14 protein-coding genes are annotated in these 14,174 nt (G+C 56.9%); 9 read left to right on the top strand and 5 right to left on the bottom strand.

What is annotated here, in order from left to right; translation table 11 throughout:
• Positions 1-41 precede the first annotated feature (41 nt).
• Positions 42-563 carry a fimbrial protein gene (locus EQV96_RS10750; protein WP_095019395.1) on the bottom strand — a complete coding sequence of 174 codons (522 nt, stop codon included), beginning with the start codon at positions 561-563 and terminating at the stop codon, positions 42-44.
• Positions 564-1,346: 783 nt separating this feature from the next.
• Positions 1,347-2,105, bottom strand: a complete 759-nt coding sequence (locus EQV96_RS10745) for an SDR family oxidoreductase (RefSeq protein ID WP_095019396.1) — start codon at positions 2,103-2,105, stop codon at positions 1,347-1,349.
• Positions 2,106-2,157: 52 nt separating this feature from the next.
• On the opposite strand from EQV96_RS10745, the gene EQV96_RS10740 reads away from it, so the two are divergent.
• The 4 genes from EQV96_RS10740 (at position 2,158) to groL (ending at position 5,650) form a co-directional block, all read left to right on the top strand.
• Positions 2,158-2,883 carry a HugZ family protein gene (locus EQV96_RS10740; RefSeq protein ID WP_095020921.1) on the top strand — a complete coding sequence of 242 codons (726 nt, stop codon included), beginning with the start codon at positions 2,158-2,160 and terminating at the stop codon, positions 2,881-2,883.
• A gap of 71 nt (positions 2,884-2,954) precedes the next feature.
• Entirely contained in the window at positions 2,955-3,425 is a 471-nt protein-coding gene (locus EQV96_RS10735) for an FxsA family protein (RefSeq protein WP_095003356.1), read from the top strand.
• A 241-nt stretch (positions 3,426-3,666) separates the two neighbouring features.
• The gene (locus EQV96_RS10730; protein WP_016779794.1) at positions 3,667-3,960 is read left to right on the top strand and encodes a co-chaperone GroES; all 294 of its coding nucleotides are present in this window, start codon (positions 3,667-3,669) and stop codon (positions 3,958-3,960) included.
• 49 nt (positions 3,961-4,009) lie between these two features.
• Positions 4,010-5,650: a chaperonin GroEL gene (gene groL / locus EQV96_RS10725; protein ID WP_016779795.1), complete on the top strand. Its 1,641-nt coding sequence runs from the start codon at positions 4,010-4,012 to the stop codon at positions 5,648-5,650.
• Positions 5,651-5,876: 226 nt separating this feature from the next.
• Here groL and EQV96_RS10720 read toward each other — a convergent pair whose 3' ends face one another.
• On the bottom strand, positions 5,877-7,826 hold the full coding sequence (locus tag EQV96_RS10720) for an LTA synthase family protein (protein WP_095020922.1): 1,950 nt from the start codon (positions 7,824-7,826) through the stop codon (positions 5,877-5,879).
• Between the two features lie 203 nt (positions 7,827-8,029).
• Between EQV96_RS10720 and colR the strand changes: the two genes are divergently transcribed.
• The 5 genes from colR (at position 8,030) to EQV96_RS10695 (ending at position 11,801) form a co-directional block, all read left to right on the top strand.
• A complete protein-coding gene (gene colR, locus EQV96_RS10715; protein ID WP_016779797.1) occupies positions 8,030-8,713 on the top strand; it encodes a two-component system response regulator ColR in 684 nt (227 codons plus the stop codon).
• On the top strand, positions 8,703-9,983 hold the full coding sequence (locus EQV96_RS10710) for a HAMP domain-containing sensor histidine kinase (RefSeq protein ID WP_095003358.1): 1,281 nt from the start codon (positions 8,703-8,705) through the stop codon (positions 9,981-9,983). The genes colR and EQV96_RS10710 overlap by 11 nt, the downstream gene beginning before the upstream one ends.
• Positions 9,984-10,179: 196 nt before the next feature.
• Complete coding sequence (locus EQV96_RS10705; RefSeq protein WP_095003359.1) at positions 10,180-10,860, top strand: class I SAM-dependent methyltransferase; 681 nt, start codon at positions 10,180-10,182, stop codon at positions 10,858-10,860.
• A 3-nt stretch (positions 10,861-10,863) separates the two neighbouring features.
• The gene (locus EQV96_RS10700) at positions 10,864-11,580 is read left to right on the top strand and encodes a lipopolysaccharide kinase InaA family protein (protein ID WP_095019398.1); all 717 of its coding nucleotides are present in this window, start codon (positions 10,864-10,866) and stop codon (positions 11,578-11,580) included.
• Entirely contained in the window at positions 11,580-11,801 is a 222-nt protein-coding gene (locus EQV96_RS10695) for a hypothetical protein (protein ID WP_095003361.1), read from the top strand. Before EQV96_RS10700 ends, EQV96_RS10695 begins: the two co-directional genes overlap by 1 nt.
• Positions 11,802-11,977: 176 nt before the next feature.
• On the opposite strand, the gene EQV96_RS10690 is transcribed toward EQV96_RS10695, so the two are convergent.
• Positions 11,978-13,075: a DUF1513 domain-containing protein gene (locus tag EQV96_RS10690; protein ID WP_095003362.1), complete on the bottom strand. Its 1,098-nt coding sequence runs from the start codon at positions 13,073-13,075 to the stop codon at positions 11,978-11,980.
• A 14-nt stretch (positions 13,076-13,089) separates the two neighbouring features.
• Positions 13,090-14,154, bottom strand: a complete 1,065-nt coding sequence (locus EQV96_RS10685) for an imelysin family protein (RefSeq protein ID WP_240882004.1) — start codon at positions 14,152-14,154, stop codon at positions 13,090-13,092.
• Positions 14,155-14,174: the final 20 nt, after the last annotated feature.

The following is a 14,174-nucleotide window of genomic DNA, read 5'->3' as shown; positions in this document are numbered from 1 at the left end:
TCAGTACGCATTGAAATTACTCAATGCACGGTGAGTGGGGGCTAGTTGTAGTTGATAGTGAAGTCTGTGCTGCCGTTAGCCGGACCTGAAGTGACCGCCTTGGTAGCCATGTACTTGGCATAAAAAGTAAAGGTAGTGTCACTGGTGGTGGACAGCGTGCTGCTGGTGGAGCTTGTGCCGATCGGAATTTGTGTTGAGGCATCTTTTTCATACAGTGCGATGCCTACACCGGTCGCGACACCTGGCTCAGTCGTAAGTTTCAGGATGCTTGAGTTGTCACTGTCTGTGGGGCCGTCGAACTTTACGGTGGCCGTGCTGACGGTAGAAGGGCAACTGGTCAATACGATATCGAATTTAGTGGGTGACGAAGTAACACCGGCGGTGCTCAAGCTGCTCGTGGTGACAGAATTAAGTGGGACTGTCTGAGTGCCAGTCGCTGGCGTCACTGTGCATGCCGCGCTGAGAATAGTGCCCGTAAAGTTGATTGTTCCGTCCGCAGCATTAGCGATGCTTGCAATAGAGGAACCTGTCAGCAGTGTAAGAGCGATGATTTTAATTCGCATGCAGTTATTTCTCATGTCGTTTAGTTAAGTGTGTGGATAGTGCAATATATGAGGTGTTCCTGTTTTGCTGTTAAATTCTGTTACTCTTGTTGGGTGGAGGTTATGTCGCCTTGAATTCCTGGTTGACATCACAGTTTCTCTTTTAAGAGATACTGTGCGGTAGCTGCTTGGGTGTGTATGTTCGTTGTTTGGCTTTTAAATGCTATATGGGCATTTGCTATTGTTCTTGTAAGAGTTTTCTGAGAGGTTGCTGTGGCTAGACTATATAGCCGCTCACAGCAAAACCCCGGCATGAATGCCTGATATAACGGTCATGCCTGCGATGCCAGAGAAAAATAAGACCAATACCTGCATCGGCTACTGTATCAATCAGGTTTGCTCGAATATTCCCGGGATCAAGCCGCAGTAAAATTCCGCCTCAATCCAACAAGTGCGGGCTCGGGTATTGCGGGGCTATGAACTGCGCCTGGAGAGCGGTGGTGATAGGTGGGCAGCGCTAGTCACCCCCACCTTGAACATCGATTTAGCAAGCGTTGGGATTATCGGAGCAACGTTCAGGTCGAGCGAGAGCGTCGAGTGAAAGACCCGGTCGGCAAGGTGTTTGTTATCCGATTTTGATGTGTCGAAAGCCTGTGAATTGGCTTTCTTGGCGGTTTACCGCTTAGTCCGGCATCTCACAGCTTTGCGCTGACGCACTCCGAACGAGGTGAACGGTGAGGCCTGGATTGGGGGTCCAGGCCGTTTCATGATTGAATCCAAGCCTATCTTTGCGGGAGATGATGCCTAGATCCGCAACCCGCCATCCAGTTCCAGAATGCGCCCAGTGTAGTAGTCGTTTTCAAAAATGTACGCTGCCGAATGAGCGATTTCTTCAACCTTGCCCATGCGCTTGAGCGGAATGCCCGAGGTCATTTTTTCGAGGGCTTCGGGTTTCATGCCCAGGGTCATTTCGGTTTCGATAAAGCCCGGTGCAATCCCGGCTACTCGAATGCCGTAACGCGACAGTTCCCTGGCCCAGGTCACGGTGGCAGCAGCAACCCCGGCCTTGGCCGCCGAGTAGTTGGTCTGGCCGACATTGCCGGCACGGGAGATCGACGAGATATTGATGATCGCGCCCTCGCTGTTGAGCTCGATCATTTTCGCCGCTACCTCACGGGTGCACAGGAAAACTCCGGTCAGGTTGACATCAATTACCGCTTGCCATTGCGCCAGGCTCATCTTGGTCATAACGCCATCCTTGACCTTGAGCAGCAGGCCGTCACGCAAAATGCCGGCGTTGTTGACCAGGCCGTTGATCGCACCAAAATCTTCTGCAATTTGGCCAACGGTTTGCGTAACCTGTTCTTCGTCAGCGACGTTGCACAGGTAGGCTCGGGCCTCGACGCCGTGCGCCTGGCAGGCTGCCACCGCCAGTTCGAGTTTTTCCGGGTTGAGGTCGACCAGTGCCAGTTTGGCGCCCTTGGCTGCCAGGTACTCGGCCATGGCGCGACCCAGCCCCTGGCAGCCGCCAGTGATAATGATTACTTTGTCTTTAAGTTGCATGAGTGCCCTGATCTCGACCGTTATCTACGGATTTTTATTAAGGAGTCATAAGTTGAGCGTTGAAGCAGCCAAGCATGCCCGAGAATTACTGCTCAAGGAATACCGTGGCGCCCTGGCTACCCAGTCCAAGGCCATGCCGGGATTTCCCTTCGGCTCCGTGGTGCCTTATTGCCTGGATGAGCTGGGGAGGCCACTGATCCTGATAAGCCGCATCGCCCAGCACACCCACAACCTGCGCAAGGATCCCAAGTGTTCCCTGATGGTGGGGGAGCGGGGCGCTGAAGAGGTGCAGGCTGTTGGCCGTCTTACCGTGCTGGCTGAGGCCGTGCAATTGAGCGATCCCGCAGCCATTGAAGCCGCAGCCGAGCGTTACTACCGCTACTTTCCCGAGGCGAAGGGCTATGACACTGCCCATGATTTCGATTTCTGGGTGCTCAACCCGGTTCGTCATCGCTACATAGGCGGTTTTGGTGCCATCCACTGGCTGGACCAGGTCACGCTGGCAAACCCTTTCGCCGGGCAGGTCGAGGTGCGGATGGTCGAGCATATGAACAGCGATCACGCCAATGCCATTGAACACTACGTCAAACTGACCGGCCTGCCGCAAACAGCGCCAGCTATGCTGGTGGGCATCGACAGCGAAGGCATGCACCTGCGCATCGGCGAAGGCGTGCACTGGTTGGCTTTTCCGGAGCCTTGCAACACTTCGACACAGGTTCGCGAAGCCTTGGTTTTGCTGGCCCGTGCCAGTGAGTGGCCGAAAAAACAGATGGTCTGACCTTGAATTTGCACAGGCGCGCCGTCATCTAGTCTTGGTTGGAAGATATTCTTCCGGAGAGGAATCATTTGATGCGCGCTTTTCTATTGCTCTTTCTGTTGTTTCCAGTGCTAGAGCTGTACGTCTTTTTCAAGGTCAGCACCGCCATAGGGTTTTTCCCCGCGTTGCTGCTGATCATTGCCGGCTCCATGCTGGGTGTTCTGGTCGTTCGCGTCGCAGGCTTGGCCACGGCGCTCAAAGCGCGCGAAAGCCTGAATCGCGGCGAGCTGCCTGCTCAGCAAATGCTTGAAGGCCTGATGCTGGCGCTGGGTGGTGGACTGTTGGTTCTGCCTGGTTTTATCAGCGATGCGGCCGGTCTGTTGTTGCTGTTCCCGCCAGTTCGCCGGTTTCTGGTCAACCGCCTGCGCAAGCGTGCTGAAGAACAGGCCATTCGCCAGCGTGCGTTTGCCGAAGACTTCGAAGCCGCACGACCACGTGCCCATCAGCCTTTGGGGCGTGAGCCCAATGTGATCGAAGGCGAGTTCGAGCATCGCGATAAATAAGGCTTTGGCGTTATCAACACGGCACCTTGGGTGCCGTGTCTGTTTCAAGTGGCACGCCAGGTTAAAAATTTCGTGGGCGTGCCCTTGTAATAAGTGGATGCGCCCTTATGTAACGGACACCGCAGGGTTTTACTGGCAACAGCAAAATCCCAACCGCGAATCGCACCCGGCATTTCCGGACTTGTAAACCCAGCCGGTATTGACACCGGCCGATGAACACCTCAATTAGGAGAGATCGACAATGAAGCTTCGTCCTCTGCATGACCGCGTCGTAATCCGTCGCAGCGAAGAAGAAAAGAAAACCGCTGGTGGTATCGTTCTGCCGGGTTCTGCTGCTGAAAAAGCTAACAGCGGTGAAGTGATCGCCGTTGGTACGGGTCGCGTTCTGGACAACGGTGAAGTGCGTGCACTGGCCGTTAAAGTGGGTGACAAGGTTGTGTTCGGCCCTTACTCCGGCAGCAACACTGTAAAAGTCGACGGCGAAGACCTGTTGGTTATGGCTGAGAACGAGATTCTCGCTGTAATTGAAGGCTGATTTCCCGCTCCTTTTCCCGTTACTACAAAGTATTTAAGGAAGAACGAACATGGCTGCTAAAGAAGTTAAATTCGGCGACTCCGCCCGCAAAAAAATGTTGGCTGGTGTAAACGTCCTGGCTGACGCAGTAAAAGCGACCCTGGGCCCTAAAGGCCGTAACGTGATCATCGAGAAGAGCTTCGGCGCTCCGACCATCACCAAGGACGGCGTGTCCGTTGCAAAAGAAATCGAGCTGAAAGACCGCTTCGAAAACATGGGCGCGCAGCTGGTTAAAGACGTTGCCTCCCGTGCCAACGATGACGCTGGTGACGGTACTACCACTGCAACCGTTCTGGCTCAGTCGATCGTCAACGAAGGCCTGAAAGCCGTCGCTGCCGGCATGAACCCGATGGACCTGAAGCGCGGTATCGACAAAGCGACCATCGCTATCGTCAAAGAACTGCGTCAACTGGCCAAGCCATGCGCTGACGGCAAGGCAATTGCCCAGGTTGGTACCATTTCTGCCAACTCCGACAGCTCCATCGGCGAAATCATTGCCGAAGCCATGGAAAAAGTCGGTAAAGAAGGCGTGATCACCGTTGAAGAAGGCTCGGGCCTGGAAAACGAACTGTCTGTTGTTGAAGGCATGCAGTTCGACCGTGGCTACCTGTCCCCTTACTTCGTGAACAAGCCAGACACCATGGTGGCTGAGCTGGACGGCCCGCTGATCCTGTTGGTTGACAAAAAGATCTCCAACATCCGCGAAATGCTGCCAGTTCTGGAAGCCGTTGCAAAAGCCGGCCGTCCACTGCTGATCGTGGCTGAAGACGTTGAAGGCGAAGCCCTGGCGACTCTGGTTGTGAACAACATGCGCGGTATCGTTAAAGTCGCTGCTGTCAAAGCACCAGGCTTCGGTGACCGTCGTAAAGCAATGCTGCAGGACATCGCTGTTCTGACTGGCGGTACCGTAATCTCCGAAGAGATCGGCCTGAGCCTGGAAAGCACTACCCTGGAGCACCTGGGTAACGCCAAGCGCGTGATCCTGTCCAAAGAAAACACCACCATCATCGATGGTGCTGGCAACGATGCGGACATCCAGGCGCGTGTTACTCAGATCCGTGCTCAAGTGGCTGATACCACTTCGGACTACGACCGTGAAAAACTGCAAGAGCGTCTGGCCAAGCTGTCTGGCGGCGTTGCAGTGATCAAGGTTGGCGCTGGTTCCGAAGTAGAAATGAAAGAGAAGAAAGCCCGCGTTGAAGACGCTCTGCACGCTACTCGTGCAGCCGTTGAAGAAGGCGTGGTACCTGGCGGTGGCGTGGCACTGGTTCGCGCTCTGCAAGCCATCTCCGAACTGAAAGGCGACAACGCTGATCAGAACGTGGGTATTGCTCTGCTGCGTCGTGCTGTTGAAGCACCTCTGCGCCAGATCGTTGCCAACTCCGGTGATGAGCCAAGCGTAGTTGTCGACAAAGTGAAGCAGGGTTCGGGTAACTACGGTTACAACGCAGCCACTGGTGAATACGGCGACATGATCGAAATGGGTATCCTTGACCCGGCTAAAGTGACTCGTTCGGCTCTGCAAGCGGCTTCGTCGATTGCCAGCCTGATGATCACCACTGAGGCGATGATCGCTGAGATCCAGGAAGACAAACCAGCTGGCGGCATGCCAGACATGGGCGGCATGGGTGGTATGGGCGGCATGATGTAAGCCAGCCTTACCCCGCTACGCAAAAGCCCCGCCTGAGTAATCAGGCGGGGCTTTTTTGTAGGTCTGTTAAAAGCCCCTCACCCTAGCTCTCTCCCAGAGGGTGAGGGGATTGACCGAGGCGATGCAGGATTCAACTCAATGCATTCAGACTGTAGAGGGGCTGGGGTTTGCCCCAATCAGCCCCCTCTCCCTTTGGGAGAGGGTTGGGGTGAGGGTCGTGGGTCAATTAGCGTTCTGAAACCTGCACATGTCCCTTTTGCGCCGGCTTCCAGCCCAGCAACTGCTGCTTGAAGCCATGACTGGCACCCTGGTAGTAGGCTATTGCCCGCTCAATCAGCGGATCAGTCGCCGCTACCCGCGATTCAATACTGGTGCTCAGCGCATCATCATGGCGGCGCAGCCCCTGACGCGGGCTGAGAATGGCCAGGTCTTTGCCGTCAAACAAGCCCAGGTGCTGGTAGTTGCCCACGACCACGCGCGGCGGCAGCGGGTTGTCCTGCAACAGGTTGCGGCCAAAGAAGGTCGACTGGTAATCCAGGTTCAGCAAGCCGAGCAAGGTGGGCGCCAGGTCGATCTGGCTGGCCAGTTGCGAGTTTTCACGGGCGTCGATCAACTTGGGAGCATAGATAAACAGCGGGATCTGATAGTTGGTGATCGGCAAGTCTTCCTTGCCGGCACTGCCCGCCGTGTGGTCGGCAACGAAGACGAAAATCGTATTGTCGAACCACGGCTTTTTGCGCGCATCGTTGAGGAATTGGCCGATGGCGTAGTCGGTGTATTTCACTGCGCCGTCGCGGCCGTTACCCGATTTGATGTCGATCCGGCCCTCAGGGTAGGTGTAAGGACGGTGGTTGGAGGTCGTCATCAGTTGCAACAAAAACGGTTTTTGTTGCGCGTAATTGGCATCGGCCAGTTTCAGGGTTTCGCGGTACAAGTCTTCGTCAGCCATGCCCCACGCATTTTTGAAGTGGATATCGGCCTCATTAACGCTGCTTTGGTCGACCACGCGGTAGCCGTTACCGCTGAAGAAGGCGTTCATATTGTCGAAGTAACCGCGCCCGCCATAGACGAACACGCTGTCATAGCCCACGCCATTGAGCTGCTGGCCCAGGCTCGCAAAGCCGCTTTCACGGCCGATACGCTTGACGATTGAACGCCCGGGCGTCGGCGGAATGGCCAGGGTAATGGCTTCCAGGCCCCGGTCGGTACGCGTGCCGGTGGCATAAAAGTTGTTGAAGTACAGGCTCTCTTTACGCAGCTGATCCAGATTCGGCGTCAGGTTGCGGCCATCACCGTTGCTGCCCAGGTACTTGGCACTGAGGCTTTCGATGGTCACCAGTACGATATTGGGCTGGCGCACAGCACCCGGGTTATCGATGTTGCGGCGGATATCCAGTGGGTCCTGGCCCACAAAGGTGGCGTTGGGCTCGGTCAGTTCGGCGCGCAACTGTTTGGCCACTACATCGGTGGGCAGGCTGGCGTAAAACTGCTGGTAATCCAGCTCGTTGTTACGGAACGCAGCGAAGAACTGGTACGGGCCATTGCTCGCCAGTTCATGTTGGTAGGCGTTGCCGCCCTGGCCGCGCGGGCTGTCCTGGTCGAGCAGTTGCAGGCTCAGGCCCGCTACCAGCAGCAGGCCTGCAAAGGTGGCGATACGTCCACCCAGTGTCGGTAGCTCGGCATTCATGGCCGCATTGAACGGTTTACGCACTATCAGGCTCAATACAATGGCAGCCAGGGCGATGGCGCTGAGCAGGATGCCGATTGGATAGGATTCCAGTACGTTATTCAGCACTTCATCGGAGTAGACCAGGTAGTCCACGGCGATAAAGTTGAAACGTACGCCGAACTCATCCCAGAACAGCCACTCGGCCACGCCAGTAAAAAGCATGGCAAACAAGCTGACCGTCAGCAGGCCCTGCAGGAACCACTGGTGGCCGCGGCGACGCCACAGGGCTGGTGGGCATAACAGCAGATAGCCCCCCAGCGGCACGGCGGCATAGGCTAGAAAGCCAAGGTCGTAGAGCAAACCAATGCCAAACACGGGCAGCCAGTTGTTGCCGGCCTCTCCCAGGTGTGTAACTAGCAGAACGCCTCGGGTGATTAGAAAGGTCGCCAGCCAACAGCCAGTCAACAGCAGGAGATAGCGCATAGGCGCGGTGTGCAGCAGACGCATTAGTTGTTTTTCCTTAAACGCGGGGGTGCGAAAGTGTGCCGGCGCCACTGTATTGAGTTTGTGAACCGATAGTAAAAAAAATGTCATTTCTGTGAGAGCTATAACTAAATTGTCTGAGCGCCCTGTGGTGCTGGCCCTGCGCGGTTCTTGGCCTTAAGCTGCGCGGGCCAAGACGGCCGTAACTGTGAACGGAGAGAGTGCCCATGCGAATTCTATTGGTTGAAGACAACCGCGATATCCTCGCCAACCTTGCCGACTACCTGGGTCTCAAGGGCTATACCGTTGACTGTGCGCAAGATGGTTTGTCGGGCCTGCACCTGGCGGCCACCGAGCATTACGACCTGATTGTGCTCGATATCATGTTGCCCGGCATCGACGGCTACACCCTGTGCAAGCGCCTGCGTGAAGATGCCCGGCGCGATACCCCGGTGATTATGCTGACTGCCCGCGACCAGTTGGATGACCGCCTGCAAGGCTTCAAGTCAGGTGCCGATGACTATTTGCTAAAACCCTTTGCCCTGTCCGAGCTGGCTGCCCGCATCGAGGCGGTTTTGCGTCGTGCCCAGGGCGGCGGGCGACGAGAGTTGCAGGTCGGCGAGTTGCGTTACGACCTCGATACCCTGGAAGTGACACGCGAAGGCCGTCTGCTCAAGCTCAATCCGGTGGGCTTGAAATTGCTGGCGGTACTCATGCAGAAAAGCCCCCATGTATTGCGCCGCGAAGTGCTGGAAGAAGCCTTGTGGGGCGATGATTGCCCGGACAGCGACAGCCTGCGCAGCCACGTCCACCAATTGCGTCAGGTCATCGACAAGCCGTTCGACAAGCCTCTGTTGCACACCGTACATGGCGTGGGCTATCGCCTCGCCGAGGTTCGTGATGGAGTTTAGGCAAAGTCTTTCCCAGCGGATCATCATCGCTTTTGCATTGATGAGCGCGCTGGTGGCAGGGACATTCGCTGTGGGCATTATTGCCACCGTGCACCTGGTCGAAGAAAAACTCATATCGGCAGGGCTGGGCGGGGATTTGCAGCGCCTGTTGCTGATGGACAACGGCGCGGAGTGGAACCATCGCCCCAAGCCGAGCCAGCTGTTTTATTTCAGTGGCGGGCGTGGCGACTTTGCCCTGCCCAAGGACCTGCGTCATCTGGATCCGGGCTTTCATGAAGTGTTCCGTGACCAGTTGTCGTATCACGCGATGGTAGAAGTGGTCGATGGCCGGCGTTATGTCCTGCTGCAAGACCAGAGCGATTTTGAAGAGCGCGAGCGCGTGTTGTTTGCTGTGGTCGCCGTCGGTTTTGTCCTGGCGCTGGCGCTGGCGGTGTTCCTGGGTTGGACCCTGGCGCGGCGGGTGATGGCTCCGGTTATCCGTCTGGCACGTCAGGTTCGCCATCGCGATCAGTTACTGGGGCTGGCGCCGCCGTTGGCCCCGGATTATGCGGCCGATGAAGTGGGCGAGCTGGCAGTGGCGTTCGATGCCACGCTGGGTCGGTTGCGCGACACCCTGACCCGCGAGCGTTTGTTCACCAGTGATGTCAGTCACGAGCTGCGTACTCCGCTGATGGTGCTGGCCAGTTCCTGCGAGCTGTTGCTGGAAAGCCCGTCGCTGGATCAGCGCAGTCGTTCACAGGTCGAGCGTATTTCCCGTGCCTGTGAGGAAATGCGCGAACTGGTGCAAACCTTCCTCATGCTGGCCCGTGCCCAGCATGAGGATGCCAACATGTCGCCTACGGTGACCTTGACTACCGTGGCCGAAGGCCTGATCAGCCTGTGGCGCGAGCCAATTGAAGCTAAGGGTCTTGAGCTGATCTACGACCCCGGCAATCCGCTGGATACCCGTTATAACGCCACTTTCCTGCATGCCGTCATGGGCAACTTGTTGCGCAATGCCTTGCACTACACCGACAGCGGGTTTATCCGGCTGACCCTGGAACCCAGCGGTTTTGTGGTGGAAGACAGCGGCGTGGGCATCCCTGAAGAAAAGCGCCAGGCGATGTTTCAGCCCTTTGTGCGCGGCAGCGAAAAACGCGGTGAAGGCCTGGGGCTTGGCCTGTCACTGGTGCAGCGCATCTGCGATAGCCAGGGCTGGCGGGTCACACTGACCACCATGGAGCCAAATGGCTGCCGTTTTCGTGTCGAGCTTGGTCCGGCCGAGGTTTGAAGTCTTTTCTGCGGCCTGCGTTCTGCAGGCCGCACACCCCGAAAGTCTGGGCGTAAGTGGCCCTGCGCCAGTACTTTCAACCTGTAAAACCTTGAAATGTTTGTATGAATGGTCTGACAGAATTTTCACCTGTCCATGACCTGATGCACACGTCCCGCTGATTAAGGTAGTGCTCATTAGCTTCTGGAGCACTTGCATGAACTCGATCATCAAACTCAAATTTTCTGAAAAGTACGACCAGCATCACGCTACGCAATACCTGATCAAGCATCAGGACGGCCTGGCCCGACGTTTGTCGCACAAGCGCGATGAACAATTGGCGCGTCGCGCTTTGCAGCTGGCAGGCGAACCTCAGGTCGTTCTCGATTTGCCTTGCGGCGCGGGCCGTTTCTGGCCGTTGCTGGCACAAATGCCAAGCCGCGAGATCATCGGTGCCGACAACTCGGCGTCCATGCTGGAGGTGGCATCTTTGGCCCAACCCGCCGACGTAGTGAAACGGGTACGGCGCTTGCAGATGTCAGCTTTTGAAATAGATTTGCCTGACAACTCGGTTGACAGTGTTTTTTGCATGCGCTTGTTGCACCACATTGGCGATGCAAGCCACCGGATGGCTCTATTACGGGAGCTTCATCGCGTTAGCCGGGACAGTGTGATTATCTCGTTGTGGGTAGATGGCAATTTTAAGGCCTGGAAACGCAAGCGTCTCGAGCGTCAACGCGCTGCAGAGGCAGATCAATACGGTTACCAAAATCGTTTTGTGTTACCTGCTGCTACAGTGGAGGCGGAATTCAAAAAGGCAGGTTTCACCGTTCAGGACCATTTGGACTTTATTCCGCTCTATGCGATGTGGCGGGTTTACGTATTACGAAAGAGATAACTCATGACCGTTGATTTTGTACAGCAATCCCCCTCTGCGACTGAAGACCCATTCGAGTTTTACTGGAATCAGCAAGGCGAATGGGTTGAAGAGCCCAATCAGCGTCGTGGTGGCGAGAGTGGTGTACAACGGATTCATGATGGTGAAGGGCGCTTGCTCTACGCCAAACGACAGGTGGGGCATACCTACCGTAGCTGGCGTTACCCGCTGGGTCGCCCGACGGTGTTGCGTGAACAGGATGCGTTGCTGGCCTTGAGCGCTTTGTCGGTTGGTGTGCCGGAGCTGGTGTACTGCGGAGCGCAACAAGCAACAGACAAGCAATGGCGTGCATTGCTGGTGACCGTGGGCCTGGAAGGCTTTGTTGAAATCGATAACTGGTACGCCGCCGGTGAGCGCGAGCGCTGCGGTGAAGCGGTACATGACCGAGTGCTTGAAGCGATAGGCCATACCTTGGCTCGTATGCACCTGGGCCGTTGGCAGCACGGCTGCCTGTACGCCAAACATGTCTTTGTACGGGTGACGGGGCAGGGCGAGGGAGCCGAGGTTGACGTGGCTTTGCTGGACCTGGAAAAAAGTCGGCAACGCCTGACGGCCCAAAAAGCCGCTTCCCACGATCTTAAACAACTGCGGCGCCATTCGTCGTGGAGTGCTACAGAGTGGGACAGACTGATCTACTTTTATAAAACAGTGTTTGGCAGCGCTATCAAAGGTTTACGGTGATGAAGCGAGAAATAGCACGAAGTTTGTTTCTGCTGGGTGCCCTGGTCATTGCTGGCGTGGCGTTTGCCGCATGGGAACAGCCTGTGACTCGAGTGTTGAGCGGGGCCCAAATAGGGGCTCATTGTCCGTTGCCGCGCGTGGTCAAAGCTGCGGTAGCAACCCGGCCCGACCACGACCTGTTGCTGTTTATGTTTGGAATGAGCCAGGGGCTGAAGAAGTAATAGCCAAGTCCCTGTAGCAGTTGACGAGCCGTGCGAGGCTACGTCCGGCTGCGCAGCAGTCGTAAAACCATCCAGCGTTGGTGTATCTGATACACCGTGATCTTTGGGTTTACGACTGCTGCGCAGCCGGACGCAGCCTCTTTCCTTAGGCAGCGACTACAAGTGTTTCTGCAGCTCTACATGATATGCAAATGGTTGTCCCAAAGCCCCGAGGGTAAATCCAATGGCTTGGCTATCAGCTCGCTCTGACGGCAATCGTAGAAACGGCAACGGCCCTGGCCGGACGTAACCACAAAGCCATCCTCCACTGCACCCACCCCAGCACAATCCGGTAATGGCGCATCCAGGCGCAGCACGCCACTGTCCAGGTCCCAGATAAAGAACCGATTGCCCCGCGGAGCCGTCAGCGCAACCAGACGCAACTCGCTGTGAACCGCGACACTGGCGGTGTAATGGCCCATGGCGCGCAGTTGCTGCTCGGCCACCGGGAAGGGTTCAAATGGCTGGCCGGGACGCTTGATGGCCAACAGTTCCGACAACTCATGGGCATCCCCCATAAATTGCTGGCAAGCGACGATGGTGCCGTCACTGGCAATGCCCAAATGGCGCACACTGTTCATTTGCTGGCTCAGGGTTTCCTGGCTGATCAGGCTGCCATCACGGTGCATCAGCACCAGGCTGGGTTCCATCGCGTTCAGGTTCATTTCGACCCGGCTTTCGGCTTCGGTACGAATACCGCCGTTGGCCACCACCAGTGTTTCACCGTCAGGCATCCACGACACCTGATGCGGGCCGACGCCGTGGGTGGGAATTTCACCGCTGTGGATCAGGCGCTCGCCTTCAAAGCGATAAACCCCAAGCAAGCCACGGCCCGGATCAGTGGTGTCGTTTTCAGTGGTGTACAGCCACTCGCCGTCTTTATGGATGACCGCGTGCCCATAAAAATGCCTGTTGGGCCGGGACGTCAGGGTTTGCAGCAACTCCCCGTCTGTCAGGCTGATCAGGTAGCTTTCGGTACCGGGGCGCCGCGCCACGAACAGGGCAATGGGCAGTGTCGGATGGTTAATGATGTCATGGCAGCGCTGGCCGACCCGGGTGCTGAACACCTGAGTGCCATCCAGACGATAACCAACAGCCAGGTGATTGCCGTCTGCATCGTCGCGGGCACTCAGCAGCAACGGGCTTTGGCCTTTCTGTTTAAACAGTGACCAACCGCCCAGCGTGATTGCACTGAGCAATAAGCCACCAAGCTTGAGTGCTTGCCTGCGCATCATCGAACCTTCCTTTATCAATCGCCGTCGTTGGCGTTAAAGCCCAGCTGGATGCCCAGGGCCTTGGCCAGTTCGCCTTCGTGCAGGCGGTGAACCACGTTGAGGCTGTCGTAGATGGCGTTGAGCTGGGCGCGCCCGGCATCGTCAGCCAGCAACTCGTTGAGGGTGCGCTGGTTGTCATTGAACAGCTTGAGCGAGGTGGCGTAGGCCGCGTCGATCTTGTCAGCCAACGGCTTTTGTTCAGCGGGTAGCAGGCTGCGCAGGCCCTTGTTGTCGACACCGGCCCAAACGGTCTGGGCTGCGGCCAGGCTGGCGGCCAGGCTTTTGAGTGACGACTCGCTGCGCCATGCATCAGCCTGGAACGGTTGCGGGATGCCTTTGCTCTGGCGGCCCATTGGCGTGCCGAGTTTTTTCTTCAGGGTATCGAGTGCGGTGACCTGCACGCGCAGCACGTCAGCGATGGCTTCGTGGGAGTCGGCGTAGCGCTGGTTGGGGAACTTGCTCATTTGCGCGAGCATGCCGTCCGTGCTGTTCCAGCTGGCCAGAATCTCTTCGGCCAGTTGCTTCTGACGTTCGCCGATGGCAGTCAGCAGCGGGCAGTAACGGGCTTTTTGCGCATCGTCGGCCAGGTTGATATTGCTGTCGAACAGAATGTATTCGTAGGCAGACAGGCCTTGCACCACAACGCTGGACTTGGCCAGGGCCGCGGCATCGATCTGCGGCTGAGCGATCACCAGTTGTTCGACCTGACGGCCGACCAGGTTCTTTTTGTCCGGCCAGAACTGTACCTGCCACGAACGATTACCCTCGGCCAGCGGCCCGATCAGCAAAGGTTGCAGCTCGGCCCAGGCTTTTTGCGCATGCAGGAAGTCGGCGCGGGCCGTTTCCAGGGTTTCCTTGCCCTGGCAGTAGGCCAGTGAGCTGACGGCCAACTGGCGGTCAGCTTCAACCCAGCGGCTGTAGGTAGGCAGGATCACTTGTTTGGCGATGGCTGCCGAGGTGACGGCCTGCGGGTCTTGTGGCGAGCAGGCCGCCAGGGCGATGGCGGCAAGGCTGGTGAACAACAGCTTGGGTCGAAACATGTCGGGGTCCCCGATCTTGT

Source organism: Pseudomonas sp. TMW22080, assembly GCF_022496745.1.
Taxonomy (GTDB): Bacteria; Pseudomonadota; Gammaproteobacteria; order Pseudomonadales; family Pseudomonadaceae; genus Aquipseudomonas; species Aquipseudomonas bubulae.
This window is presented reverse-complemented; position numbering and strand designations above follow the sequence as displayed.